The following is a 26994-nucleotide window of genomic DNA, read 5'->3' as shown; positions in this document are numbered from 1 at the left end:
AGCTGAGCGAATAGCCATGCGGAGTGCTCCCCACTCCGCATGGTTTCGTCGAGACCTGTCCATGCAAGCTTGCTGCTGGCGGAAACCTCCAGCAGTCCTGGCGCCAGCCATTTGGGGGCGAAGCTGATCGAAGCACTTCTTCCGGCCTCGGCGGCCGGCATCATCGAGCTTCTCTCGCCCGTGCCGCCCGGCTGGGGCGGGACTCTGTTGCTCGGTCTGCTTCATTCGATAGAGATCGCGGTCGGCGCAACGTGCCTCGGTCTGCTGATCGGTACGTGCGGCGCCTATGGCAAGCTCTATGGCGGCCCGGTGGTGCGCGATCTCCTCGCCGTCTACACGACCGTGGTGCGCGCTGTACCGGAACTCGTGCTGATCCTGCTGCTCTATTACGCCGGCACCGACCTGATAAACCAGCTGCTGACGGCGATGGGCTATCAGCGTATCGACATCAGCGGGCTTGCGGCCGGCATCGCGGTGCTGGGCTTTGTCCAGGGCGCCTATTCGACCGAGGTCATCCGCGGCGCGATCCTTGCCATTCCGCAGGGCCAAATTGAAGCTGCGCGCGCGTATGGCATGTCTCCCGGCCTTCTTCTCAGGCGCATCACGCTGCCGGCGATGCTGCCTTTCGCCATACCCGGCCTTGCCAATCTCTGGCTGATCGCCACCAAGGACACCGCGCTGCTGGCAGTCGTTGGCTTTTTCGAACTCGCGCTGGCAACACGGCAGGCGGCGGGCGTCACCAAAGCCTATTTCACCTTCTATGTCGCGGCCGGCGCGCTCTATCTCATGCTGTCGCTGTTTTCCAACCTGATCCTCGGCCGCGTCGAGGCCTGGTCGCGGCGCGGCATGCCTTCGGTCAAGGAGGCACGTTGATGGCCGGCGAAGCGACCATCATCAACGTTGCCGCGCGCACATCGCTGTGGCTGCAGCCGCATCGTATCGTGCTGATCCTGATCGCGCTGGCGCTGGTCCTCGGCGCCGCCTTCTTCATGCGCTGGGACTGGCTGCCGCAATATTACGAAATGGGATTGCTGGGCATGTGGCGGTCGCTGTGGATCCTGGCCGTCACCTGCTTCCTGGGTTTCCTGCTCGCCGTGCCGCTCGGGCTGGCGCAGGCCGCCGGCCCGTTCTGGTTTTCCGCCCCCGCCAAGGCCTTCTGCACCGTGATCCGGGGAACGCCGTTGCTGATCCAGCTCTGGCTGCTCTATTACGGGCTGGGCTCGCTGTTTCCGCAGTACCCCTGGATCCGCGAGTCCTGGATGTGGCCCTATCTCCGCCAGGCCTGGCCCTATGGCGTCCTGGCGCTGACGCTGTCCTTCGCCGGCTATGAGGGCGAGGTGATGCGGGGGGCCTTCGCCGGCGTGCCGAAGGGCCAGCTCGAGGCTGCCCGTGCGTTCGGCATGAGCCGCTGGAAGATTTTCCGGCGCATCTGGCTGCCGCAGGCCATCTATCGGGCGCTGCCGACCCTGACCGGCGAAACCGTGCTGCAATTGAAGTCAACGCCGCTGGTGGCGACGATCAGCGTCATCGACATCTTCGCCGTCTCGTCCAAGGTGCGACAGGACACCTACCTCACCTATGAACCCTTGCTGCTGCTGGCGTTGATCTATATGGCGATCACCGGCATTCTCGTGTTCGCCTTCAGCCGGATCGAAGCGCGGATCCCGAACAAGATTGGTTAGCGAGTAGTGAGTGGCAAATAGGGTGTAGTCGGCCATTCGCTGACTCGTTTTCACTACTGACTACTCCCTACTCACTTAGGATTCATCGCCATGCAACTCAGTCTCGAGCAGGCAACCGGATTGTGCCGGATGGCGGCGCTGGGCGCCGGCGCCAATGAGGAAGCAGCGCAGTCGCTCGCCGCTTCGATCGTCGCGGCCGAGGCAGAAGGGCTGACCTCGGTCGGGCTGACGCATTTCATCGATTATCTGGAAGCGATCGAAGCCGGCCGCATCGACGGCAATGCCGATCCCGTCATCACCAGGCCGGCGCTCGCCGTCTATCTTTCCGACGCGCGTGGCGGCCTTGCCCATACCGGCTTCGACCGCACGATCGACGATCTCGCCAAGGCCGCAAAACTGTTCGGCGTCTCGATCTTCTCACAGAAGAACGCCTATACGTGCGGCGCGCTCGGCTATTTCACCGGCCGGCTGGCAGGACTTGGGCTGGTGTCCTTCGCCGCCACCAACGGGCCGGCGGTGCTTGCCGGTTCAGGCTCGGTCAAGCCGGTCTACTGCACCAACCCGATGTCGTTTGCCGCACCCACCGCCGACGGATCGCCTCTAGTCATCGACCAGTCGTCGAGCGCCACTGCCTTCGTCAACATCCGCAGGGCGGCTGAGGACGGCAAGAAAATTCCTGAAGGCTGGGCGCTCGACGAAAGCGGCAACCCGACCACCGATGCGGCGGCGGCCATGAAGGGCGCCATGCTTGCCTTCGGCGGCCAGCGCGGCGCCAACATCGCGCTGATGGTCGAGGTGCTGGCGGCCGGCCTGTCCGGCGCCAACTGGTCGCTCGACGCACCCTGGTTCAGCGGCGGGCCGGACAGCCCGGGAACCGGCCTGTTCGTGCTTGCGATCGAGCCGAAGCTGCTCGATCCGGATTTCGAGCAGCGCATGAGAGACCAGCTCGACCGGCTGCGGCGGCGCTACGGCGTGCACGTGCCGGGACGCGCCCGGGCCGAGGCGGCGGAGAAGGCGCAAGCGCGGGGCATTAACGCCCCCAAGGCGGTGGTGCAGCGCATTTCCGAATTCGCCGAGCGCTACTCGGCCTGAAAATCCTTATCCATCAAATAAATAGCCGATCTCTCGCGCGAGGCTGTGGGGCAGGCGTGGATTTTTGCGTCCGTCGCTGAACCTTCCGGTCAACCCCGGCGACCAATGCTTGTCCGGGTTGGGTTTGCCCGGTCGGTGCCTACTGTCGGATGCGTCCAGGGCTGGGGCGGGCGTCTCACGCCAAGCTGATACCGTCTCAGGTCAGGCCGTCTCGTTGGACCCTGGTTTCGACACGAACGTCACCCGGAAAACCCCGCTTCGGCGGGGTTTTCTACGTTTTGTCTCCTGTCAAGAAAAACATGTGTGCGATGGTCAACTTTTGTTTATTTGACACCGCCCGACGCCATCGGGCGTCTGCGGATGACAGCAACAGAGGGAGACCGCCTTGTCCGCAACCACCGACAACACCAGCAACAACCTTTTCATTCCCGCCCTTGGCGGCCTCTACGCCACACTGAACAATGCCGCGGAAACCATGTTGCGGGCGGTCGCCGGCATCTTCCTTACCATCCATGGCTCACAGAAGATCACCGATCCGCTCGGCGCCGCCGAGATGGTCGAGGGCCTCGGCTTCTATCCCGGCGCGTTCTGGTCGCTGCTTCTCTCCTGCACCGAATTCTTCGGCGGCATTTTCATCGCCATCGGCCTGCTCACCCGCCCGGCTGCCTTTGCCGGGATGTTCGTGCTTCTGGTGACTGTTTGGTTCCACTGGGTCACCATCGGCCAAGGTTTTTCCGGCGCAGAAAAGTCGCTGCTGTGGGCGGCGATCCTGCTCTTCTTCGTCATCCGTGGCGGCAACCGCCATTCGGTCGACGCGCGCATCGGCAAGGCGTTCTGAGGCTGGTCTGCCTGGACGCAATTCCCAAGGGAAAGCGCTATGCGCTTTTCCCGGGAAACCCGCTTCACACCTTTCCTGGAATTGCTCTGAAACAAGGTCACGAGCGACCTCCGGTCGCTCTTTGCCTTTGCCTCGAAACGGATTAAGAAGCGGCTTCAGCCAAGCTTGCGAGCGCCGGAGCCAGCCATGACCGAAATCCTGCAGACCCCCAAGCTCGTCGTCGTGTTCGGCGGGTCCGGTTTTGTCGGCCGCCATGTCGTTCGGGCGCTGGCCAAGCGCGGCTACCGCATCAGGGTGCCCGTCCGCCGGCCCGATCTCGCCGGCCATCTGCAACCGCTCGGCAATGTCGGCCAGATCCAGCCGGTGCAGGCCAATGTGCGCGTGCGCTGGTCGGTCGACCGTGCCGTGCAGGGCGCCGACCATGTCATCAACCTGGTTGCCATCCTGCATGAGAGCGGCCGGCAGAAGTTCGGCGCCGTGCATGAGTTCGGCTCCCGCGCCATCGCCGAAGCCGCGCGCTCGGTCGGTGCCGGCCTCACCCATATTTCGGCGCTGGGAGCGGACCTCAACGCGCAATCGGACTATGCCCGCACCAAGGCGCTCGGCGAAAAGGCGGTGCTGGAGACGATCGCGGATGCCGTCATCTTCCGTCCCTCGATCAATTTCGGACCCGAGGACGCCTTCTTCAACCGCTTCGCCAGCATGGCGCGCTATTCGCCGGTGCTGCCGCTGCTCGGCGGCGGGCACACCAAGTTCCAGCCAGTTTATGTCGGCGATGTCGCTGAGGCGGTGGCGCGCTCGGTCGAGGGCAAGGTCGAGGGCAGCCGGATCTACGAGCTCGGCGGGCCGCAGGTGCTCACCTTCAAGGAATGCATGGAAGAACTGCTCACCGTCATCGAGCGCAAGCGGATTTTGATGCCGGTGCCATGGTGGGTGGCGAACATGCAGGCGTCGATCCTCGGCCTGCTGCCCAACCCAATGCTGACCAAGGACCAGGTGCTGCAACTGCGCGAGCACAACATCGTCTCGGACGCGGCCGCCAGGGAAAACAGGACGCTTGCAGGCCTCGGCATCCAGCCGCAGTCGATCGGCACGATTCTGCCAAGCTACCTCTGGCGCTTCCGCGCCGCAGGCCAGTTCCAGCGCAAGTCGGCCGCGTAGCCGGCAGAAATTCGCTGCGGGTTATGAGGCGTGTCTGGCGGTGACCTGCATCGGCAATCCACCCTGCGGCTGCGTCGTCAGCTTCTGCACCGGCCAGGGCTTCGTCTCGGCAGTGGTGTCGAAGCGGAAGCGCGACAGCATGATGGCCAGCGCGATGATCGCCTCCTGCATGGCGAAGCTGGCGCCGATGCAGACGCGCGGGCCGGCGCCGAACGGCAGATACTGGTAGCGGTCGATTTTTTCACGATTCCCTGGATGGAAACGCTCGGGCATGAAGGCGTCCGGCCGGTCCCACAGCTTTCTGTGGCGATGCACGACCCACGGCATCACCAGCACCGCGGCGCGCCTGGGGATGTAAAGCTCGTTCCAGGTCTCCGGCTCGATCGGTTCGCGATTGATCGACGGCGCCGGCGGATAGAGCCTGAGCGCCTCCTCGAAGGCGGCGCGGGTGAGCGGCATGGCATCGAGCCATTTCGTCGGATCAGGCTCGCGCGCCAAGACAGTGTCGATCTCGCGCTCGACTTTTTCGCGCTCCCAGGGCGCCTCGGCCAGGCAATAGATCGTCCAGCCCAGAGCTCGGGCCGTCGTCTCGTGGCCGGCGCCGATGAAGGTGATGATGTTGTCCTCGACCTCGGCGCGCGTCAGCCCATCAGGCCCCTCGGCTTTGAGCAGCAGCGTGAGGAAATCCTGCGGCACCGCATCGGGATCGCGCTTCAGCCGCTCCTCGCGCATCCGGACGGTATCGGTGACGATCTTGCGGAAATAGGCCATCGTCTTGCGGCCACGGATGCGGGTGAGCCGCGGCAGCCATTCGGGCGCGCGCAGCAGGTCGAGCGGATCGACGCGGCCCATGGTCTCGAACAACCGGTCGATTTCCCTGGCCAAGCTGCCCGGCTCGCCCGAAATCTCGCCGGAAAACAGCGTCTCGGCCAGGATATCGTAGGTGAGCAGCGTCATGTCGTGGGCGATGTCGGAAGTGCCGCCGGCCTCGTAGCGGCTGACGAAGTCCAGCGTGCGTTTCAGCATCGGTTGGGCAAAACCGAAGATGTGGCGCGGCGTGAACACCGGCGCCATCGCCTTGCGCGAGCGCTTCCACACCTCGCCCTCGGCGGTCAGCAGGCCGTCGCGCAGGATCGGGCGCAGGATCATCTGGCGCACCGTCGCCATCTTGTAGTTCCTGGCATTGTCGACCAGCACATGGCGGATCAGGCCAGGGTCGTTGGCGATGACCAGCGGGCCGCCAATGCCGTTCACCGAGATCCAGGGTTCGTTGTAGGTGTGCTCGCCCCACAGCTCGAGCGGATTGCGGTGGACGATGCGCATCATCTCCAGCGTCGACGGCGGCGTGGTGCGCGGCTTCGGTGCGGGCGGAACGAAAGGGGCGGGCTGCGTGTCCATCGGATGCTCCGCTGATACCCCAATGTAGTGAGCGGCAAAGCCGGCGTCCATGTGGCCGAACGGCAGGGCACCGGGCATCCGCTCCCCGGAATGTGACCGGTCCCCTCGCCGTGCCTTCTTGCCGCTTGTTGGCGCGTGGCTTAGGTGACGGTCACCAACAGGTACCGCCACTGCCAATCATTCCAGGAGCCCGCCTTGAAACACCGGTTGAACGTCATCATCGGCAGCACGCGACCCAGCCGCGCCGGACCGGTTTTCGCCAAGTGGCTGGATGGCTTTGCGCGCGAGCACGGCAAGTTCGAGCCCGTCCTGACCGACATCGCCGCGTTCAACCTGCCGGTGCTAGATGAGCCGCATCATCCGAAGCTCGCCAAATATGAGAAGGACCACACCAAGGCCTGGTCGAAGGCGATCGACGCCGCAGATGCCTTCGTCTTCGTGGCGCCGGAGTACAATTATTTCGTGGCGCCGGCGATCGTCAACGCGGTCGACTATCTCTCCCGCGAGTGGAAATACAAACCCGCAGCCATCTTCAGCTATGGCGGCGTCTCCGGCGGCCTGCGCGCGGCGCAGGCGGTCAAGCCGCTGCTGACTTCGGTCGGCGTGATGCCGATCCCCGAGGGCGTGGCGCTGCATGCCTATCAGAAGCTGCTCGATGAGGATGGCGCTTTCGAGCCCAGCGAGCAGGTGCTTGGCGGTACCAGAACGATGCTCGACGAGCTGTTCCGCTGGAGCGAGGCGCTGAAGCCGCTGCGGGCCGGTTAGGCTCCGTTTACCGGCAAGACAACCCGGCTTGTTCACGCCATAAAGAGATGAAATGCTCCGGCCATTGACCGGGCCGGGGCGGTTCGACTTGCGATTTCTGTTTGCGCTATTGCTGATCTTGTCGACGGCCGCCGCCGCCATGGCGGAGCGGCGCGTGGCGCTGATCGTCGCCGATGACGACTACCGGCTGATCCGGCCGCTGGCCAATCCCGTCAATGACGGCGAGGCGATGGAAGCGGCGCTGAAAAAGCTCGGCTTCGAGGCGTCGTCGAAACCAACCGGGATCTGCGCCGCATGCGCCGCGCGCTCTACGATTTTCGCGAGGATGCCAAGGGCGCCGACGTGGCGCTGGTGTATTTCTCCGGCCATGGCGTCGAAATCTCCGGCGACAACCGGCTGCTGCCGGTCGATGCCGACGCTTCCTCGCTCGATGCGCTGAAAAGGACCAGCCTGCCGCTGGAAGAGGTGCGCGAGGCCGTCGCCGCGACGGCCAAGGTCGGGCTGATCGTGCTCGACGCCTGCCGCAGCGATCCGTTCACGGCAAGCGCCGGCGAAGGCCGTGGCGCGACAGCGCTGGCCAAGAATGTCTCGGACAAGGTGCGGCCCGGTCTCGGCCGTATCGGGAAGGCAGAAAATACCCTGTTTGCCTTTTCCGCCGCGCCCGGCGAGACGGCCGGCGACGGCACGGGCCAGAACTCGCCTTTCACCGCGGCGCTGGCGAAATATCTCGGCACCGACGGGCTCGAAATCCGCTCGGTGCTGACGCTGGTGCAGCAGGAGGTCTACGACCTGACGCGCGGCAAGCAACTGCCCTATGTCGAGAGCGGCCTGCCGCAACTGTTCTTCGCCGCATCCACCAGAGAGCAGTTGCCGGAGCGCGAGCGGCTGCTGCTGGCCATGGCCGAGGTGACACCACAAATGCGCGACGAGGTCGAGCGGATCGCCAGCGATGCCGACATGCCGCTGGCGCCGCTCTATGGCGCGCTGATCAGCGCCGATGCCAGCCATCTTTCGGCGTGAACGCCAGGCTGCGCGAGGCCGCCGACGCCTTCGTCAAGGTGCGCAGCGAAATGAAGGGGTCTCGGCGCCAGCGATCCGCAGGTGAGCGCGCTGCGCCAGCAGGCGCAAGAGCAGCTTTCGCTCGGCGCTTTCAATGCCGCGCGGGCAAAACTCGCCGAGGCCGCCGGCATCGACAGTGTGTCGCGCAAGGCGCTGAAGGCCAATTTCGCCAGTCGCACACTGTCCGAAGCCGCGACGCGCTTTCTGTCGAGCGGTGCGGCCCGCGCCGACCTCAACTATGGCGCCGCCATCAAGGATTATGAGGCTGTGCTGGCGCTCTATGGCGAGGCCGGGCCGTCGGCGCTCGATCCCGACGATTTCGACCGCCAGATCCGCACGCTGGATGAGCTGGGCAAACTCTACACCACCGTTAGCAACATCACCGCCGCCGGTCGCGCCTTCGAGGCGCTGCGGGCCAATCTCGAGCAAAGGTCGCGGCAGGAAACCGATCCGGGCGTGCGGCGCGATCTCGCCATCAGCCACACCAAGCTCGGCAACATCAGGATGGCGCAAGCGATCTGCCGGCGGCCCTGCAGAACTACCAGACCGCGCGCGCGATGCTGCGTGAGCTGGCCTCGGCCGACCCGGGCCGCCTGGAATGGTTCGGCGATCTGGCCATGAATGACGACAAGATCGGCGACGTGCTGGTGACAAACGGCGATCTGGCCGGCGCCTCACAAGTCTACCAGGAAAGCCTGTCGATCAAGAAAGTGCTCGCCGCCAACGAGCCGGAGCGCGCCGACCTGCAGCGTGACCTGACCATTTCCTATGACGAGATCGCCCGCCTCGCACGTGCCGCGGGACAGCTGGACGATGCGCAGGCGGCCTTTGAAGAAGGCCTGATTATCCGCCTTGCCTTGGCCGTGAAGGCGCCCGACGACGCGCAAAGGCAACGCGACGTCTCGGTCAGTCACGACACGATCAGCGACCTCAAGCGCGAGCGCGGCGACGCCGACGGCGCGCTGGCCGCCTACCGCAAAGGCCTAGGAATCGTCGAACGGCTGCTGAGCCGCGACCCCGATAACACCGAGCTGAAGCGCGATCTGTCGGTCGGCAACACCAAGATCGGCAATGCGCTGAAGGATCAGGAGGATTGGCCGGCAGCGCTTGCGGCCTATCAACAAGCGCTGGCGCAGGCCCGTCAGCTCGCAGACGGCGACCCCGGAAACACGGAGTGGCAGCCGCGACCTCTCGGTCAGCCTCGAAAAGGTCGCCGGCGTGCTTGCCATCCAGGGCGACCGCAAGGGCGCGCTCAAACTGTATCTCGACAGTTTCGTCATCGTCGACAGGCTGGCGAAGCTGGACCCGGCCAATCTCGACTGGCAGCGCGACCTGTCGATAACGCTGTCGGAGATCGGCATGCTCAAGGTCAAGCAGCGCGACATCAAGGGTGCGCGGCAGGCGTTCCAGGATAGCCTGGACATCCGCCAGCAGCTTGCCCAATCCGACCCCGACAACGCCACCTGGCAGCGCGATCTGGTGGTTGCGATGATCGACTATTCCCAGGTCGCCAAGAACCCGAAGGCGGTTCTTTCCGAGGCGCTGGAGATGACGCTGGAGCTCGACCGCAGCGGCCGGCTGGCGCCGCGCTACAAGTTCATGATCAAGTTTCTCAGGGATCGATTGGCCCGCGTGAAATAGGCCTGACCGAAGCCGGTCGCCGATAGCCGGCTCTTGCACCCCGGAAATGCTCGCAAACCTTGGAAAAACCGCCTTTTGCGCCTATATCTAGGACATCAAAACGGCGCGATTCGGAGCCAATTTCCGGCACCGGGCCAGCGCCATCAATCAGACAGGTTTTCATGAGCGATCAGACTGAAAGCGCCAACGGCGCGGAAGCCGAGTACGGCGCCGATTCCATCAAAGTTTTGAAGGGGTTGGATGCTGTCCGCAAGCGGCCAGGCATGTATATCGGCGACACCGATGACGGCTCGGGCCTGCATCACATGGTCTACGAGGTGGTCGACAACGCCATCGACGAGGCGCTGGCCGGCCATGCCGACCTCGTCACGGTGACGCTCAATCCCGACGGATCGGTCACTGTCATCGACAATGGCCGCGGCATTCCGACCGATATCCACACCGGCGAAGGCATTTCGGCGGCCGAAGTGATCATGACGCAGCTGCATGCCGGCGGCAAATTCGACCAGAATTCCTACAAGGTGTCGGGCGGCCTGCACGGCGTCGGCGTGTCGGTGGTCAACGCACTGTCGGCCTGGCTGAAACTCAGGATTCGCCGCAACGGCCAGATCTTCGAGATGAGCTTCAGCCATGGCAATGCCGACGCACCGCTGAAGGTCACCGGCAGCTACGAGCAGAACAAGACTGCCGGCACCTATGACGGACGCAGCGGCAGCGAGATCACCTTTTTCCCGTCGTCCGAAACCTTCACCATGGTCGAGTTCGACTATGGCACGCTGGAGCACCGGCTGCGCGAGCTGGCCTTCCTGAATTCCGGCGTGCGCATCGTGCTGACCGATGCCCGCCACGCCGACATCGTGCGCCACGAACTGCACTATGATGGCGGGCTGGAGGAGTTCGTCAAATATCTCGACCGGGTCAAGAAACCGCTGATCGACAAGCCTATCGCCATCAAGGCCGAGCGCGACGGCATCACCGTCGAGGTGGCGATGTGGTGGAACGACAGCTACCATGAGAACGTGCTGGCCTTCACCAACAACATCCCGCAACGCGACGGCGGCACGCATCTGGCCGGCTTCCGCGGTGCGCTGACGCGCCAGATCACCGGCTATGGCGAATCCTCCGGCCAGACCAAGAAGGCGAAGGTGTCGCTGATCGGCGACGACTGCCGCGAAGGGTTGACCGCAGTTCTGTCGGTCAAGGTTCCGGACCCGAAATTCTCCTCGCAGACCAAGGACAAGCTGGTCTCGTCCGAGGTCCGCCCGGTGGTGGAAGGGCTGGTCAACGAGGCACTCGGCACCTGGCTGGAAGAACACCCGACCGAGGGCAAGGTGGTCATCGAGAAGGTGATCCAGGCCGCCGCGGCGCGTGAAGCCGCGCGCAAAGCGCGCGACATCACCCGCAAGAGTTCGCTCGGCGTCACCTCGCTGCCCGGCAAGCTGGCGGACTGCCAGGAACGCGATCCGGCCAAGTCCGAAATCTTCATCGTCGAGGGTGACTCGGCCGGCGGCTCGGCCAAGGGCGGTCGTTCGCGGCAGAACCAGGCCATTCTTCCGTTGCGCGGCAAGATCCTCAATGTCGAGCGGGCACGTTTCGACCGCATGCTCGGCTCCGACATGATCGGCACGCTGATCACCGCGCTCGGCACCTCGATCGGCAAGGACGAGTTCAACGCCGATAAATTGCGCTATCACAAGATCATCCTGATGACCGACGCCGACGTTGACGGCGCCCACATCCGCACCTTGCTGCTCACCTTCTTCTTCCGGCAGATGCCGGAGCTGATCGAGCGCGGCCACCTCTACATCGCCCAGCCGCCGCTCTACAAAGTGACGCGCGGCAAGAGCTCGCAATACATCAAGGACGAAGGCGCGTTCGAGGAATTCCTGATCGGCTCGGGGCTTGAGGAAGCGTCGCTTTCGCTTGGTTCCGGCGAGGTGCGGGCCGGACAGGATTTGCGCAGCGCCATCGACGACGCGCTGGCGGTGCGGCAGCTGATCAACGGGCTGCACACGCGCTACAACCGCAGTGTGGTCGAGCAGGCGGCGATCGCCGGCGCGCTCAACCCGGATGTGCTCGGCGATCTTGGCCGCGCCAACGCCATGGCCGAGCGTGTCGCCAAGCGCCTCGACATCATTGCCGAGGACACCGAGCGCGGCTGGACCGGCCGTATGTCGACCTCCAACGAAGGCGTCGGCGGCTATGTGTTCGAGCGCACGGTGCGCAGCGTCAAGGAGTTCGCGCAGCTCGATCTCGGGCTGATCAATTCGGCCGACGCCCGCCAGCTCGATCGCTATGCGCCGCGCCTGACCGAAGTCTACGGCACGCCGCCGGTGCTGCGTCGCAAGGATGTTTCCGAGACCATTTCGGGACCGCTGGCGCTGCTCAACGCGGTGTTCGCGACCGGCCGCAAGGGCCTGACCATGCAGCGCTACAAGGGCCTTGGCGAGATGAACGCCGAACAGCTCTGGGAAACCACGCTCGACCCGAATGTGCGCTCGCTGCTGCAGGTCAAGGTCAATGACGCCACCGATGCCGACTCGCTGTTCTCGCGGCTGATGGGCGACGAGGTGGAGCCGAGGCGCGAGTTCATCCAGGACAATGCGCTGTCGGTGGCCAATCTGGATATTTGAAGCCGGCTTAGATTCACGCCTTGATGGAGTCGTTTCGTCAGGGCGTGAAAGAGACGGAGAGGCTTAGAGCAATTCCAGGAAAAGCGTGAAACGGTTTTCCCGGGAAAAGCGCGTAGCGCTTTCCCTTGGGAATTGCGTCAAAACAAAGAGATAGAGCGGTTCGGCGTTACCGTAAAACGATGAACCGCTCTAGCCGGCGCGCCGCTTCTCGGTTGCCGCCCGATCTACGGCCAGCCCGTCCGCCGACAAGGTAACGCCGAACTTATCACTGGCCTCCTTGGGCGTGTAGTAACCGAGTGCCACGTCTCTCAGCACCAGATTTGCCTCGCGTTGGAACGGATCGCCATAGCCGCCACCGCCCGGCGTGCCGACGCGGACGCGGTCGCCGGCCTTGAGCGCGATGTCCTGTTCCTTGGACAGGTGCGGCGGCACATGTTCCGCGCCGCCACGGAAGACAGACACCGTATTGGGCGCGCCGTCCTTGCCGCCCAGCGCGCCTTGCGGGCCGAAGCGGCCGTGGTCCATGACGAAGGAGGCACGAGCGTCGCCGCGCAGGATCTCCACCTCATAGGCGAGCCCGAAACCGCCGCGCTGCTTGCCGGCGCCGCCGGAGCCTTCGCGCAAGGCATAGTGGCGGTAGAGCACCGGAAAGGCCTGCTCCATGATCTCGACCGGCGGCGATTTGGAGATGCCTATCGTCGAGCAGCCATTGGTCAGGCCGTCATGGCCGGCATTGCCGCCATAGCCGCCGCCGGAGATCTGGTACATGACGTAGTCGCGGCCGCGCACCGGGTCGTTGCCGCCAAGCGCGAAATTGCCGCTGGAGCCGGCGGGGGCGGCCGTCACCTTGTCGGGCAGCGCCTGCACCATGGCCGCGAACACCGCTTCGGCGATGCGCTGCGACACCTCGGCCGCGCAGCCTGAGACGGGGCGCGGATACTTCGCGTCTAGGAAGGTGCCCTCCGGCCGCTTGACGATGAGCGGCTCGAAGGCACCGGCGCTGATCGGCACGTCCGGGAAAATATGGCGCATGGCCAGATAGACCGACGACAAGGTCGTCGCCAGCACGCTGTTCATCGGCCCGGCGCAGGGCTTTGATGAGCCGACAAAGTCGAAGGTAAGCGTGTCGCCCTGCTTCTCGACGGCGAGCGCAATGGTCAGCGGCTCGTTCACCACCCCATCGGAATCGACGAAGGCTTTCGAGCTGTAGGTTCCATCCGGGATGGCGGCGATGTTGGCACGCATCTGCTCGGCGGCACGGCGGCGGAGTTCCGCGATCGCCTCGACAACCGTTTCATCGCCGTAACGATCGAGGATTCCATTGAGGCGGTCCTGTCCGACCAGCAGTGCGGCGGCCTGCGCCCTTATATCGCCGATCCGCTGGTCGGCGACGCGGATGTTCGAGCAAATGATGGCGTAGATTTCTGCGTCGAGCACGCCCTTCTTGAACAGCTTTACCGGCGGCAGCCGCAACCCTTCTTGCTCGACCGCCGTTGCCGAAGCCGAGAAGCCGCCCGGCACGGAGCCGCCAATGTCGGGCCAGTGGCCGGTGTTCGACAGCCAGCAGAAGATTTTTCCTCCCCGATAGACCGGCATGGCGAAGCGGACGTCCATCAGGTGGGTGCCGCCGAGATAGGGATCGTTGACGATGTAGATGTCGCCGGGCTCCGGCGGCAGGCAGCGCCCGTCGGCGATCATCTCGATCACCGTCTTGGTCGAATATTGCATCACCCCGACGAACACCGGCAGGCCCTGGCTGCCTTGCGCGATCAGCGAGCCGTCGAGCGCCGAATAGATGCCGTCGGAACGGTCATTGGCCTCGGCGATGACCGGCGAGAAGGCAGCGCGCGAAAAGGTCAGGTCCATCTCGTCGCAGACCTGCTGCAGGGCCGCCTGAAGTACCGAAAGCGTGATGGTGTCGAGCTTTCCCATCTCAGGCCTCGCCGATATCGATGATGATGTTGCCGTCGGCGTCCGAACGCGCCCGGTCGCCAGGTTCGAGCACCGTGGTGGCGTCCATCTGCTCGAGGATCGCCGGCCCTTCTATCACCGCATCGAGCGGCAGTTTTTCGCGCGCGTAGACGGGCGTGTTGTGCCAGGCGCCGGCATACCAGACCGGCCGGATTTCGCGCCGTGCCTCGTCGAGTGTTTTCGCGCGTCCGGCCGGGTCGATCAGGCGGGAAAGATCGATTGCTGGCCTGACACCGGTCACCGAAGTGTTGAGATTGACCAGATTGGCGCGGATCTCCGGCAATTCGACCTTGAAGCGGGCGAAATAGGCCTTTTCGAACAGACGCTGCAGCATTTCACGTGTGACGGAAGAGGAAGGCAGCGGCACGTTGATGATATGCGTCTGGCCGACGAACTGCATGTCGGCGGAGTGGGTGACGCGGATCGTCTCCGGCATCACCGCCTCCTTGCCGATCAGCTCCTCGCCTTCGTTCCGGTGCCGTTCCAATATGCCGTGGAGCTGGCTTTCATCGAGCGCCGCCACCGGCTGGTTGACCGTGTTGACGAAATCGTGACGGAGATCGGCGACGACGCAGCCGAGCGCGTTGGTGATGCCGGGCCGTGCCGGCACCAGCACCTTCGGCAGGCCAAGCTCGCGCGCCAGTGCTGTCGCATGCAGCGGCCCAGCGCCGCCGAAGGCGAACAGCGCGAAATCGCGCGGATCGTGGCCGCGCGACACCGAGACCATGCGGATGGCACCGGCCATCTTCATGTTGCCGAGACGCAGCACCGCGCCGGCCGCTTCGACACCCGACAGGCCGGTGGACTTGCCGATCCTGTCCTCGAATATGCCGGTGACGCGCTCGACGGTGACCGGGTTTTCGACCGCCAGCAGCTTCTTCGGCGCCAGCCGTCCGAGCACCAGATTGGCGTCGGTGATGGTCGGCTCGTTGCCGCCGCGGCCGTAGCAGATCGGACCGGGATTGGCGCCTGCACTTTCCGGGCCGATCTGGATCAGGCCTGCGGCATCGACGCGGGCGATCGAGCCGCCGCCGGCGCCCACCGTATGCACGGCCAACATCGGCACATGGATCGGCATCGCATATTCGATCTCGATCTCGTTCGACACGGCCGGTTCTGCGTTGCGGATCAGCGCCACGTCGGTCGAGGTGCCGCCCATGTCGTAGGTGACGAGGTTTTCGAAGCCGGCACGTTTTCCGGTATAGGCGGCGGCGATGACGCCGGAGGCCGGTCCCGACATCACCGTCTTTGCCGATTCACGGGTGACGAAGCGGGCCGAGATCATGCCGCCATTGCCGTTCATGATCAGGAAATCGCGGGCGTAGCCCTTTGCCGCGAGTTCCTTGCGCAGGCGCTCGACATAGCGCTCGAGGATCGGCTGCACCGAGGCGTTGACCGAAGCCGTCACGCCGCGTTCGAACTCGCGCGCTTCCGACAGCAGCGCATGGCCCGTGGTGATGTAGCCGTTCGGCCAAAGTTCGGCGGCGATTTCGGCGGCGCGGCACTCATGCGACGGATTGGCATAGGAGTGCAGGAAATGGATGACGAGGGATTCGCAGCCGGCTTCGATCAGCCGTGAAACAGCGGTGCGCATCTCGGCTTCGTCGAGCGGAACCCGAACCGCGCCGGAGGCCTCGACCCGCTCCGACACTTCGAGCCTGAGATTGCGCGGAATGACCGGCACGAACGTTCCTGTCATGCCATAGGGCTGCGGCCGGGTGCGCCGGCCGAGTTCGATCACGTCGCGAAAGCCGCGCGTGGTGATCATGCCGGTTTTCGCCAGCCGGCGCTCCAGCACGGCGTTGGTGGTGGTAGTCGTGCCGTGCACGATGAGGTCGATGCCGTCGATGGGAAATCCGGTGGCGCCAAGCGCTGAAACCACGCCGAAGGCCTGGTTGGCGACCGTGGTCGGGGTCTTGGCGATATGCACACGGCCACCGTCTTTGCCGTCGATCAGAAGCAGGTCGGTAAAGGTTCCGCCAACATCGATGCCGGCGACGACATTGCCCGGCAACGCCGAAAAATTCTCTTTCATTGTCGAAACCCGAAATGCCCGGACTACGGATATGTCTCAGTTTGGAAAGGTGTTTTACGCTGGTCTCTTGACGCAAATATCATTTGTATACTAATAAATTCGGGACACAAGAGCTTACCGCTTCGCAGTGTGCAAACGGCACGCCGGAACCTGACTGGTTCGGGCGAGCAGGGGATAGTTTGGCGTCGGCGTCCTAGAAGGTTAGGTTTGATGAACACCACATCCGCGTTCAACACCGCTGGCGCCCGGCCGCTGCAGTTTCCGATTCCGGCCAATGTCTATGCCGAAACGGTCGTCTCGGTGAAGCATTACACCGACCGCCTGTTCTCGTTCCGCATCACCCGGCCGCAGTCGCTGCGCTTCCGCTCTGGCGAGTTCGTCATGATCGGCCTGCCCAATGCCGAGAAGCCGGTTTACCGCGCCTATTCGGTCGCCAGCCCGTCCTGGGACGACGAACTCGAATTCTTCTCGATCAAGGTGCCGGACGGCCCGCTGACTTCGGAACTGCAGAAAATCCAGGTTGGCGACACCGTCATCATGCGCCAGAAGTCGACCGGCACGCTGGTGCTCGACGCGCTGACCCCCGCCAAGCGCCTGTTCATGATCTCGACCGGCACCGGCATCGCGCCCTTCGCCAGCCTGCTGCGCGATCCCGACACCTATGAGAAGTTCGAGCAGGTCATCCTGACCCACACCTGCCGCGACAATGCCGAGCTGGTTTACGGCCAGGAACTGGTGGCGGCACTTGAGAACGACCCGCTGATCGGCGAACTGACCGGCGGCCGTGTCACCCTCTACAACTCGACGACGCGCGAAGAGTCGGCGCGCATGGGCCGCATCACCGCGCTGATCGGCTCGGGCAAGTTTTATTCCGACCTAGGCATCGACAAGCTCAACCCCGAGACCGACCGCATCATGATCTGCGGCTCGATGCACATGCTCAAGGACGTCAAGGAGCTGGCCGAGAGCCTGGGCTTCCATGAAGGCTCGCTGCATCAGCCGTCGAGCTTCGTCGTCGAGCGCGCCTTCGTCGGCTGAGACGTCGGGGCGCTTCGGCGCCTGTATCCGAACGCATGTTTTGACCATGCGGTCAAAAATCTGCTGCGTTCGCTGCCTTTTTCCGCTATGAGCCGCTTGAGGACTCGTGAAGTGCACCTTCACGGGCTATCTTCGGCGTACGCCGCTGAATGAAGAGGGCAGGAGATGAGCAGCACTATCCGTGAAGCCGACGCCGGCGCGTCCAAGGTCACGCCGCTGCCGGCGCGCACCGCCGCCAACACGCCTGCACTGCCGGACCACGCCATTGCCCGCAATCCCGGCATGCGGCTCGATCTCGGCTTCATGGAATCGGTGCGCAGCGTCAACCGCTCGGCGCTGGAGCGCCGCGTCGCCAGCCTTACCAAGCGGCGCTCGATCAAGGCCGACAACCAGGCCGCCTGGCTGCTGCGAGCCGTCGCCTGCATGGACCTGACGACGCTGAATTCCAACGACACCGAGGAACGCGTGCGCCGGCTCTGCGCCAAGGCAATCAACCCGTTCCGCCGCGACATCGTCGAAGGCCTGGGCATAGCGGGCGAGACCATCCGCCCGGCGGCGGTCTGCGTCTATCATCCCTTCGTCGCCACCGCTGTCGATGCCGTGCGCGGCACCGGCATCCATGTCGCCGCAGTCTCGACCGCGTTTCCGCACGGTCTCGCGCCGCTGTCGACGCGCCTGCAGGAGATCGAGGCCTCGGTGCGGGACGGCGCCGACGAGATCGACGTCGTCATCCCGCGCGGTCTGGTGTTCGGGGCGAAATGGCAGGAACTCTACAACGAGATCGTCTCGATGCGCGAAGCCTGCGGCGAGTCGCATCTCAAGGTCATCCTCGGCACTGGCGATCTCGCCACGCTGCGTAACGTCATGCTGGCCTCGATGGTGGCGATGATGGCGGGCGCCGATTTCATCAAGACCTCGACCGGCAAGGAAAGCGTCAACGCGACGCTGCCCGTCGGCCTCGCCATGGTGCGCGCCATCCGCGCCTATTTCGAGGAAACCGGCTATCTCATCGGCTTCAAACCGGCCGGCGGCATTTCGACCGCCAAGGCTTCGCTCGACTGGCTGGTGCTGATGAAGGAAGAACTGGGCCGGCCATGGCTGGAGCCCGACCTGTTCCGCTTCGGCGCATCGAGCCTGCTGACCGACATCGAGCGCCAACTCGAGCATCATCTGACCGGCCATTATTCGGCCAATCATCGCCACGCGATGGCGTGAGGCGCTACGTCGCGCCGCTCAGAACAAATTTCCTCCTAGCGGAGACGCCCGATGAACATTCTCGAACGCTATCACGCCATGGAGTACGGCCCGGCGCCGGAGGCCCGCAACGAGGCGGATGCGTGGCTTGCCGCGCGAGATTTCGGCAAGGCGCTGTTCATCGGCGGCGAGTGGAAGGCGGCGGGCAGCGGCAGGACCTTCGACACCAGCGATCCCGCTTCCGGCAAGCTGCTCGCAAAAGTCTCGGATGCGGGTGCAGCCGATATCGACGCCGCGGTGGCTGCGGCCGCCAAGGCACTGCCAAAATGGAGCGCTTCCTCCGGCTACAACCGAGCCAAGGTGCTTTACGCCATCGGCCGCGCCATGCAGCGCCATCAGCGCCTGTTCGCGGTGCTGGAATCGATCGACAATGGCAAGCCGATCCGCGAGAGCCGCGATATCGACGTGCCTTTGGCGATCCGTCATTTCATCCACCATGCCGGCTGGGCGCAGGCGCTGGACAAGGATTTCCCCGACCATAAGGGCGTCGGCGTCGTCGGCCAGATCATCCCGTGGAATTTTCCGCTGCTGATGCTGGCCTGGAAGATCGCGCCGGCACTGGCCGCCGGCTGCACGGTGGTGCTGAAGCCGGCCGAGTTCACGCCGCTGACCGCCATCCTGTTCGCCGAAATCTGCGAACGCGCCGGGGTACCGAAGGGCGTCGTCAACATCATCCAGGGCGGACCGGAGGCCGGTGCGGCCATCGTCAACCATCCCGGCATCCAGAAAATCGCCTTCACCGGCTCGTCCGAGGTCGGCAAGATCATCAGGAAGGCTACGGCAGGGTCGGGGAAAAAACTGTCGCTGGAGCTCGGCGGCAAGTCGGCCTTCGTCGTCTTCGAGGATGCCGATCTCGACAGCGCTGTCGAAGGCCTGGTCGACGGCATCTGGTTCAACCAGGGCCAGGTCTGCTGCGCCGGCTCTCGCCTGCTGGTGCAGGAAGGCGTCGCCGATGCGTTGATCGCCAAGGTCAAGACCAGAATGGGCCGACTGCGCGTCGGTAGTCCGCTCGACAAGAACACCGATATCGGCCCGCTGGTCGACCTCACGCAGTTGGAGCGCGTCAAGGGACTGGTTGCTGAAGGGGCAAAACAGGGCGCCGTCTGCTGGCAGCCGGACGCGGCACTGCCGTCCTCCGGCTACTACCATTTGCCGACGCTCGCGACTGGTGTTTCTCCGGCTAATATCTTGGCGCAGGAGGAGGTGTTCGGCCCGGTGCTGGCCACCATGACCTTCCGCAACACCGAGGAAGCGATCGAGCTCGCCAACAACACACGTTACGGCCTGGCCGCTTCGGTGTGGAGCGAGAATGTCAATCTGGCCCTGCATGTCGCGCCACAGCTGAGGGCCGGCGTCGTCTGGGTCAACGGCACCAACATGTTCGACGCCGCCTGCGGCTTCGGCGGCTATCGCGAGAGCGGCTTCGGCCGTGAAGGCGGCCGCGAGGGCATGTTTGAGTATCTGACGGCGAAACTGCCGCTCGGCCCGGTGATCAAACCGGCGACATCTTCCGCGCAGCCTGTCGAGCAATCGGAAGGCGACGCGATCGACCGCACGGCAAAATTGTTCATCGGCGGCAAGCAGGTCAGGCCGGACGGTAACTATTCGCTTGGCATTGCCACTGCCAAGGGCAAGCTTGCCGGCGAGGTCGGTCTCGGCAACCGCAAGGATATTCGCGACGCCGTCTCGGCTGCCCGCGCCTGCAAGGGCTGGCCGGACGCGACCGCCTATAACCGTAGCCAGGTGCTCTACTATCTGGCCGAGAACCTTGCCGGCCGCGCTAACGAGTTCGCCTCCCGCCTCGTCCAGCTCACTGGCGTCACCGCAAAAGCTGCGCGCGAGGAGGTCGAGCAGTCGATCGAGCGGCTGTTCCTCTATGGCGGCCTCGCCGACAAGTTCGAGGGCCGCGTGCACCAGCCGCCTGCCCGCGCCGTGGCCCTTGCCCTGCACGAGCCGGTCGGCGTCGTCGGCATTGTCGCGCCCGACGCGGCGCCCTTGCTCGGCCTGATCTCGCTGGTTGCTCCGGCGCTCGCCATGGGCAATACGGTGGTGGCGGTGCCATCGGAAAAATACCCGCTGCTTGCCACCGATCTCTATCAAGTCATCGAGTATTCCGACGTTCCAGCCGGCGCCATCAACATCGTCACCGGCCGCAGCGCCGAGCTTGCCAGCGTGCTGGCCAAGCATGACGATGTCGACGGTCTCTGGGTGTTCGCCGATGCCGAGACTTGTGCGAAAGCCGAAGCCGACTCGATCGGCAACCTCAAGCGCGTCTGGACGGGCAATGGGCGCAGCCTCGACTGGGCTTCGGCGGACGCCGCGGGGGACGCCTTCCTGCGCCGTGCCGTCGAGGCCAAGAACGTCTGGGTGCCCTACGGCGACTGACAGTCCGCGCGAGCGACCTGTGGCGACGTTCGGACTTGACGGGTCATTGGATGTTCTTTAACGAGAAAAAACAATTGGCCTGCAGGTAAGCGTCCGCACAGGCGGCACGATAGTGCCTGCCTGGCACATTGCACCTTGGCCGAATGCCCTTAGAAATCCGGGCGGCGATAGACAGTCGAGGAGAACAGCATGGCGGATCTGGCGGGCAAGGTCGTTGTCGTCACCGCAGCGGCGCAAGGCATCGGCCGGGCAAGTGCGCTGGCCTTCGCCAAGGCGGGTGCGGTGGTGCACGCCACCGACATCAACGAGGTGCTGCTGGCCGAGCTCGGCAAGACAAGCGGGATCAACACCCGCAAGCTCGATGTGCTGAACGACGAGGCGGTGAAATCGGGCTTCGCCGAGATCGGCCCTGTCGATGTGCTGTTCAATTGCGCCGGTTTCGTCCATTCCGGCTCGATCCTTGAAATGGCGGACGCCGATCTCGACTTCGCCTTCAACCTCAATGTACGCGCGATGATCCGCACCATCCGCGCCGTGCTGCCGGGAATGCTGGAGCGTGGCGGCGGATCGATCGTCAACATGTCTTCGGTCGCCGGCGCCGGCAAAGGTGTGCCCAACCGTTTCGCTTATGGTGTCACCAAGGCTGCGGTCATCGGCCTGACCAAGGCGATCGCCGCCGACTATGTCGGCAAGGGCATACGCTGCAACGCCATCTGCCCCGGCACCGTCGAAAGCCCGTCGCTGCATGACCGCATGCACGCGCAGGGCGACTACGAAGCCGCCCGCGCCGCCTTCATCGCCCGGCAGCCTATGGGCCGTCTCGGCACGCCGGAGGAAATTGCCGATCTCGCCGTCTATCTGGCCGGCGCCACCTATACGTCGGGGCAGGCCTACAATATCGACGGTGGCTGGTCGATCTGACAGTCTGAAAAACATGGTCCCCAGGCCATCTGGGGCTGCTTCCGCGCTTGCCCCGGGATAGGTCCATTCGTTACGTTCCGCCCGGTTTCTAAAAAACCATATCGTCACCTCGGCGGAGCGAGTTTGCAAACGGCCTCTGGCCGCAATCAGGAGAAGGACTGCATGAAACTGCTGCGCTATGGCGAGGTGGGGAGCGAACGCCCCGGCCTGCTCGATGCGGATGGGACGATCCGCGACCTCTCCGCTTATGTCGCCGACATCGCCGGCACGGTGCTCCATCCGGCCTCGCTGGACATGCTGTCGAAGCTCGACCCGAAATCACTGCCGGCGGTTTCCGGTAGCCCACGCATCGGCGCCTGCGTTGCCGGTACGGGAAAGTTTATCTGCATCGGGCTGAACTATTCCGATCACGCCGCCGAGACCGGCGCCGCCGTGCCGCCGGAGCCGATCATCTTCATGAAGGCAAGCTCGGCCATCGTTGGACCGGATGATGACGTGCTCATCCCGCGCGGCTCGGTAAAGACCGACTGGGAGGTTGAGCTCGGCGTGGTCATCGGCAAGACGGCGAAATATGTCAGCGAAGCAGAAGCACTGGATTATGTTGCCGGCTATTGCGTCTCGCATGACGTGTCCGAGCGCGCCTTCCAGGCCGAGCGTCAGGGCCAGTGGACCAAGGGCAAGTCCTGCGACACTTTCGGCCCGATCGGCCCCTGGCTGGTAACCAAGGACGAGGTGGCCGACCCGCAGAACATCAAGATGTGGCTGACGGTCAACGGCAAGACGATGCAGAACGGCTCGACCAAGACCATGGTCTACGGCGTCGCCTATCTGGTCTCCTACCTCAGCCAGTTCATGTCGCTGCATCCCGGCGACATCATCTCCACCGGCACGCCGCCCGGCGTCGGACTGGGCATGAAGCCGCCGGTGTTCCTCAAGGCGGGTGATGTGGTCGAGCTTGGCATTGAGGGGCTTGGCCAGCAGAAGCAGACGTTCAAGGCGGACGAATAGGCGAATCAAAACGAAGGGCTGCGCCGCCCCTCATCTGGCTGTCGCCATCTTCTCCCCGTAAACGGGGAGAAGGACGCTATTATCGCAGCGTTCGCCAAACACCAACGTTGCAGAATAAGCGCCGAGGATGCGGCCAGCTTATTTCTCCCCGTTTATGGGGAGAAATGCCCGGCAGGGCAATGAGGGGCGGCGCCAGCCTTCGTTGGCAAAGTTATTTTAAGACTCTGCCATCGGCCCCAAACCGATAGGTCTTCGCCGGGTCCGGCGTCGCGTAAAGCGTCGCACCCGGTTCGGCATTGTAGACGCCGAAGATGCGCACCGTGATCAGCCCGGCCTTTTCGCAGTCGAGATAGAGATTGGTGTCGGCGCCGAGATGCTCGGCATGCACCACCGTGCCCTTCCAGGCGCCGGATTTCGTGTCTACGGTCAGGTGTTCCGGCCTGACACCGATGGTCTTGGCCGTCTCGCCCAGCCTCGCGCCGTCGATGAAATTCATCTTCGGCGAGCCGATGAAGCCGGCGACGAATTCATTTGCCGGCGAATTGTAGAGTTCCATCGGGCCGCCGATTTGCTCGATCCTGCCGGCATTCAGCACCACGATTTTGTCGGCCAGCGTCATCGCCTCGACCTGGTCGTGGGTGACGTAGACCATCGTTGCCTTCAGCCGGCGATGCAGCTGCGCGATCTCCAGCCGGGTGTTGACGCGCAGTGCGGCGTCGAGATTGGACAGCGGCTCGTCGAAGAGAAACAGCTTCGGCTCGCGCACCACCGCGCGGCCGATGGCGACGCGCTGGCGCTGGCCGCCGGAGAGTTCGGCGGGCCGCCTTTCGAGATAGGGCTCCAGCGATAGCATCGAGGAGGCAATGCCGATGCGGCGATCGATCTCGGCCGCCGGCGTGCTGGCCTGCTTCAGCCCTAGACCCATATTGTTCTTCACCGTCAGATGCGGGTAGAGCGCATAGGTCTGGAACACCATGGCGATGCCGCGCTTGGCCGGCGGTGTAACGGATACGTCCTCGCCGTCGATCACGACACGGCCCGAGGTCGAATCCTCCAGCCCGGCGATGACCCTGAGCAGCGTCGACTTCCCGCAGCCGGACGGGCCGACGAAGACCACGAACTCGCCGTCCGTCACTTCGAGGTTGATGCCCTTCAGCACCTCGACCGGCCCGAAAGCCTTCTTCACATTCTCGATCTTCAGCGAGCCCACAATATTGGTTCCTAGCTTTTAGAGTTTGACGGCGGCGCCGCTGCGCACGCTCTCGTCGGCGGCAAGGCAGACGGCGAGCGACTTGACCGCGTCGTCCATATGCCTGTTGAGATCGAGATCCTCGCGGATCGCTCTGAGCACAAAGGCTTGTTCGAGATCGCACAGGTCCTGGTGGCCCGGCTCGCCTTCCATCGACAGCATCTCGTCGGGCCTGGCGAACTTGCCGTCCGGCCCGGTCGCGGCATTGTGCAGGCGGATGGTCGAGGTCTTGGTGTGGGTGTCGATGTCATCGGATTTGACGCCCTCTTTCATGACGATCGACACGCAGCCGTTCGGCGAGATGACGTCCTTCACGAAAAAGGCGGTCTCCGAAATCATCGGCCCCCAGCCGGCCTCGTACCAGCCGACCGAGCCGTCATCGAACAGCACCTGCAGATGGCCGTAATTGTACATCATCGGCGCGACCTCTTCGGTCAACCGCACCCCCATGCCGCGCACCTCGACCGGCCTGGCGTCGGTGATCTGCAGCATCACATCAAGATAGTGCACGCCGCAGTCGACGATTGGCGAGGTCGTCTGCATCAACTGCTTGTGCGTGCCCCAGGTATGGCCCGAGGATTGCTGGTTGAGGTTCATGCGGAACACGTAGGGGCCACCGAGCCTGCGTGCCTCGGCGATCAGCCGGATCCAGGACGGATGATGGCGAAGGATGTAGCCGATCACCAGCTTTTTGCCGTTGGCCTTGGCGGCGGCGACGACACGCTCGGCATCGGCGACCGTCGTTGCCAGCGGCTTTTCGACAAAGACGTGGCAACCCGCCTCGATGGCCCGCACCGCATAGTCGGCATGGCTGTCCGAATAGGTGGCGATGCAGGCGACATCTGGCTTTTCGTCGCGCAGCGCCTCGTCGAATGAGCGCCTGATGCCGTAGCCGGCAAGCCCTTCCGGCAGCGGCACGTCGGAGCGGTTGACCAGTGCCGCGATATCGAAACCCGGATTGGTGTGATAGGCCAGCGCATGGCTGCGGCCCATATTGCCGAGGCCGGCGACGACAACGCGAAGGGGTTTTTGCGAACTCACTTGACGGCTCCAGACGTGATGCCGCGGATCAGCTGCCGCGAGAAGATGACGTAGAGGATCAGCACCGGCATGATCGCCAGCGACAGGGCTGCCAGGATGGCGTTCCAGTTGGTGACGAACTGGCCGAGGAAGAGCTGCGCACCGAGCGTTACTGTCTTGGTCTCTTCCGACGGCGCCAGGATCAACGGGAACCACAAATCGTTCCAGATCGGGATCATGGTGAAGACGGCGACCGTCGCCATCGATGGCCTGACCAACGGCAGCACGAGCCGGAAGAAGATCGTGTATTCCGACAGGCCGTCGATGCGGCCGGCATTCTTCAAATCGTCGGACACCTGCTTCATGAATTCCGACAGGATGAAGACGGCAAGCGGCAGGCCTTGCGCGGTGTAGACTAGGATCAGCGCCGTCAGCGTGTTGACCAGCCCGCTCGCCACCATCAATTGCAGGATGGCGACGGTGCCGAGGCGGATCGGGATCATGATGCCGAGCGCCAGATAAAGCCCCATCAGCGTATTGCCACGAAAGCGGTATTCCGACAGTGCAAAGGCGGCCATGGCGCCGAACAGCAGCACGAAGAACAGCGAAGCGACGGTGACGACGAGGCTGTTCTGGAAATAGTGAACGAAGTCGCCCTGGCCGATCACCGTGGTGTAGCCGATCAGGTCGAAGGTCTTCGGCGTCGGCGGCGTCAGCGGCGCGCCGAAGATGCCCGCGCGGGATTTAAACGAATTCATGATGACCAGGATCACCGGGAACAGCGCGATCGCCGTATAGGTCAGCAGGATCGCGTGGGCGCCGATGGTGCGGGGCAGCGAACGGGTTGCGGTGCTCATTTCTCGCCCCCTCAGAACTGGTAGCGACGCAGGCGCGTCTGCACGAGGAAGAGATAGATGCAGACACCGCCGAGGATGATCAGGAACATCATGGTGGCGATCGCCGCGCCCATGTTGGGGTCGCCGATTTGCAGCTGGAAGCCGAAGAAGGCGCGATAGAGGAAGGTGCCGAGGATGTCGGTCGAATAGTTCGGTCCGGCCAGCGCGCCTTGCGCGGTGTAGATCAGGTCGAAGGCGTTGAAATTGCCGACGAAGGTCAGGATCGAGATGATGCCGATCGACGGCAGAATCAGCGGCAGCTTGATCTTCCAGAACTGCGACATGCCGGTGATGCCGTCACATTCGGCCGCCTCGAGCACCTCATCGGGGATCGACAGCAGGGCGGCATAGATCAGCATCATCGGGATGCCGACGAACTGCCACACCGAGATCAGGCTGAGCGCGGTCAGCGCGTATTCTTCCTTGCCGAGCCACGGCGTGAACAGGCTTTTCAGGCCGATCAGGTCGAGCATATGCGGCGCCACGCCCCACAGCGGCGACAGGATCAGCTTCCAGGCGAAGCCGACGATGACGAAGGACAGGATGGTCGGCACGAAGATCGCCGTGCGGTAGAAGGCGGAGAACCTGAGCCTGGGACTGGATAGCAGCGCCGCCAGCAGGACGCCGATCGGGTTCTGCACCAGCATGTGGATGATGAAGAACCAGACGTTGTTGCGCAGCGCATTCCAGAAGCCCACGGACCAGTTGGGGTTACCGAACAGGGTGCGGAAGTTCTCAAGCCCGACGAACACCTGGGACTGCTCGATGTTGCGGAACAGCGACAGCTGCAGCGTGCCGGCCAGCGGCAGGATCATGATCGCCGTATAGACCAGCACCGCCGGCGCCAGGAAGATTCCGATGTGCCAGCGGAACGGTCGTTTGGGTCGTGTTTGTGCGGCCATGAGTTCGGTCCCCGCCGTCTCTCGGTTCCAGGTGATGCGATGCTAG

22 protein-coding genes and 1 pseudogene are annotated in these 26994 nt (G+C 64.0%); 16 read left to right on the top strand and 7 right to left on the bottom strand.

Annotated features, from left to right (window positions below; translation table 11 throughout):
• Positions 1-207: 207 nt before the first annotated feature.
• The 5 genes from AC04SI_RS00970 (at position 208) to AC04SI_RS00950 (ending at position 4773) form a co-directional block, all read left to right on the top strand.
• Positions 208-873 (top strand): ABC transporter permease, encoded by a 666-nt coding sequence (locus AC04SI_RS00970; RefSeq protein WP_488473890.1) that lies wholly within the window; start codon positions 208-210, stop codon positions 871-873.
• Positions 873-1682 (top strand): ABC transporter permease, encoded by an 810-nt coding sequence (locus AC04SI_RS00965; RefSeq protein ID WP_404274940.1) that lies wholly within the window; start codon positions 873-875, stop codon positions 1680-1682. Before AC04SI_RS00970 ends, AC04SI_RS00965 begins: the two co-directional genes overlap by 1 nt.
• 90 nt (positions 1683-1772) lie before the next feature.
• Positions 1773-2774: an Ldh family oxidoreductase gene (locus AC04SI_RS00960; RefSeq protein ID WP_488473804.1), complete on the top strand. Its 1002-nt coding sequence runs from the start codon at positions 1773-1775 to the stop codon at positions 2772-2774.
• Positions 2775-3159: 385 nt separating this feature from the next.
• Positions 3160-3612, top strand: coding sequence for a DoxX family protein (locus tag AC04SI_RS00955; protein ID WP_404274936.1), 453 nt, complete (start codon positions 3160-3162; stop codon positions 3610-3612).
• A 186-nt stretch (positions 3613-3798) separates the two neighbouring features.
• Positions 3799-4773 carry a complex I NDUFA9 subunit family protein gene (locus AC04SI_RS00950; protein ID WP_404274934.1) on the top strand — a complete coding sequence of 325 codons (975 nt, stop codon included), beginning with the start codon at positions 3799-3801 and terminating at the stop codon, positions 4771-4773.
• A gap of 21 nt (positions 4774-4794) precedes the next feature.
• Here the strand turns inward: AC04SI_RS00950 and AC04SI_RS00945 are convergent, their stop codons facing one another.
• Positions 4795-6171 carry a cytochrome P450 gene (locus tag AC04SI_RS00945; protein WP_488473803.1) on the bottom strand — a complete coding sequence of 459 codons (1377 nt, stop codon included), beginning with the start codon at positions 6169-6171 and terminating at the stop codon, positions 4795-4797.
• A gap of 195 nt (positions 6172-6366) precedes the next feature.
• On the opposite strand from AC04SI_RS00945, the gene AC04SI_RS00940 reads away from it, so the two are divergent.
• From AC04SI_RS00940 to gyrB, 6 genes and pseudogenes are all read left to right on the top strand, one after another.
• Positions 6367-6936, top strand: a complete 570-nt coding sequence (locus AC04SI_RS00940; protein WP_404274930.1) for an NADPH-dependent FMN reductase — start codon at positions 6367-6369, stop codon at positions 6934-6936.
• Positions 6937-6988: 52 nt separating this feature from the next.
• Positions 6989-7956, top strand: a pseudogene (locus tag AC04SI_RS00935) (caspase family protein).
• Positions 7957-8037: 81 nt separating this feature from the next.
• Complete coding sequence (locus AC04SI_RS00930) at positions 8038-8616, top strand: hypothetical protein (RefSeq protein WP_488473802.1); 579 nt, start codon at positions 8038-8040, stop codon at positions 8614-8616.
• The gene (locus tag AC04SI_RS00925) at positions 8553-9410 is read left to right on the top strand and encodes a tetratricopeptide repeat protein (RefSeq protein ID WP_488473801.1); all 858 of its coding nucleotides are present in this window, start codon (positions 8553-8555) and stop codon (positions 9408-9410) included. The genes AC04SI_RS00930 and AC04SI_RS00925 overlap by 64 nt, the downstream gene beginning before the upstream one ends.
• Positions 9355-9636, top strand: a complete 282-nt coding sequence (locus AC04SI_RS00920; protein WP_488473800.1) for a hypothetical protein — start codon at positions 9355-9357, stop codon at positions 9634-9636. Before AC04SI_RS00925 ends, AC04SI_RS00920 begins: the two co-directional genes overlap by 56 nt.
• Before the next feature lie 161 nt (positions 9637-9797).
• Positions 9798-12269, top strand: a complete 2472-nt coding sequence (gyrB, locus tag AC04SI_RS00915) for a DNA topoisomerase (ATP-hydrolyzing) subunit B (RefSeq protein ID WP_404274924.1) — start codon at positions 9798-9800, stop codon at positions 12267-12269.
• A 189-nt stretch (positions 12270-12458) separates the two neighbouring features.
• Here gyrB and AC04SI_RS00910 read toward each other — a convergent pair whose 3' ends face one another.
• Both AC04SI_RS00910 and AC04SI_RS00905 read right to left on the bottom strand, forming a co-directional pair.
• Entirely contained in the window at positions 12459-14201 is a 1743-nt protein-coding gene (locus AC04SI_RS00910) for a hydantoinase B/oxoprolinase family protein (protein ID WP_404274922.1), read from the bottom strand.
• 1 nt (position 14202) lies between these two features.
• Positions 14203-16275: a hydantoinase/oxoprolinase family protein gene (locus AC04SI_RS00905; RefSeq protein WP_488473799.1), complete on the bottom strand. Its 2073-nt coding sequence runs from the start codon at positions 16273-16275 to the stop codon at positions 14203-14205.
• A gap of 210 nt (positions 16276-16485) precedes the next feature.
• Between AC04SI_RS00905 and AC04SI_RS00900 the strand changes: the two genes are divergently transcribed.
• The 5 genes from AC04SI_RS00900 to AC04SI_RS00880 all read left to right on the top strand — a co-directional run bounded on the left by AC04SI_RS00900 (position 16486) and on the right by AC04SI_RS00880 (position 22881).
• Positions 16486-17313 (top strand): ferredoxin--NADP reductase, encoded by an 828-nt coding sequence (locus AC04SI_RS00900; RefSeq protein ID WP_404274918.1) that lies wholly within the window; start codon positions 16486-16488, stop codon positions 17311-17313.
• 165 nt (positions 17314-17478) lie between these two features.
• Positions 17479-18528, top strand: a complete 1050-nt coding sequence (gene deoC, locus AC04SI_RS00895) for a deoxyribose-phosphate aldolase (protein WP_488473798.1) — start codon at positions 17479-17481, stop codon at positions 18526-18528.
• Positions 18529-18579: 51 nt separating this feature from the next.
• Positions 18580-20952: an aldehyde dehydrogenase family protein gene (locus tag AC04SI_RS00890; protein WP_404274915.1), complete on the top strand. Its 2373-nt coding sequence runs from the start codon at positions 18580-18582 to the stop codon at positions 20950-20952.
• A 189-nt stretch (positions 20953-21141) separates the two neighbouring features.
• Positions 21142-21873, top strand: a complete 732-nt coding sequence (locus AC04SI_RS00885) for an SDR family oxidoreductase (protein ID WP_488473797.1) — start codon at positions 21142-21144, stop codon at positions 21871-21873.
• Positions 21874-22035: 162 nt separating this feature from the next.
• Complete coding sequence (locus tag AC04SI_RS00880) at positions 22036-22881, top strand: fumarylacetoacetate hydrolase family protein (protein ID WP_404274911.1); 846 nt, start codon at positions 22036-22038, stop codon at positions 22879-22881.
• Between the two features lie 211 nt (positions 22882-23092).
• Here the strand turns inward: AC04SI_RS00880 and AC04SI_RS00875 are convergent, their stop codons facing one another.
• The 4 genes from AC04SI_RS00875 to AC04SI_RS00860 are packed head-to-tail and all read right to left on the bottom strand — an operon-like array spanning position 23093 to position 26948.
• Positions 23093-24091 carry an ABC transporter ATP-binding protein gene (locus AC04SI_RS00875; RefSeq protein ID WP_404274909.1) on the bottom strand — a complete coding sequence of 333 codons (999 nt, stop codon included), beginning with the start codon at positions 24089-24091 and terminating at the stop codon, positions 23093-23095.
• An 18-nt stretch (positions 24092-24109) separates the two neighbouring features.
• Entirely contained in the window at positions 24110-25171 is a 1062-nt protein-coding gene (locus tag AC04SI_RS00870) for a Gfo/Idh/MocA family protein (protein ID WP_404274907.1), read from the bottom strand.
• Positions 25168-26007 (bottom strand): carbohydrate ABC transporter permease, encoded by an 840-nt coding sequence (locus AC04SI_RS00865; protein ID WP_404274906.1) that lies wholly within the window; start codon positions 26005-26007, stop codon positions 25168-25170. Before AC04SI_RS00865 ends, AC04SI_RS00870 begins: the two co-directional genes overlap by 4 nt.
• Positions 26008-26018: 11 nt before the next feature.
• Positions 26019-26948, bottom strand: a complete 930-nt coding sequence (locus tag AC04SI_RS00860) for a carbohydrate ABC transporter permease (protein ID WP_404274905.1) — start codon at positions 26946-26948, stop codon at positions 26019-26021.
• Positions 26949-26994 lie beyond the last annotated feature (46 nt).

Source organism: Mesorhizobium sp. CNPSo 4689 (assembly GCF_057784325.1).
The sequence above is the reverse complement of the archived record's forward strand: the minus strand, read 5'-3'. Positions and strand labels throughout refer to the sequence as shown.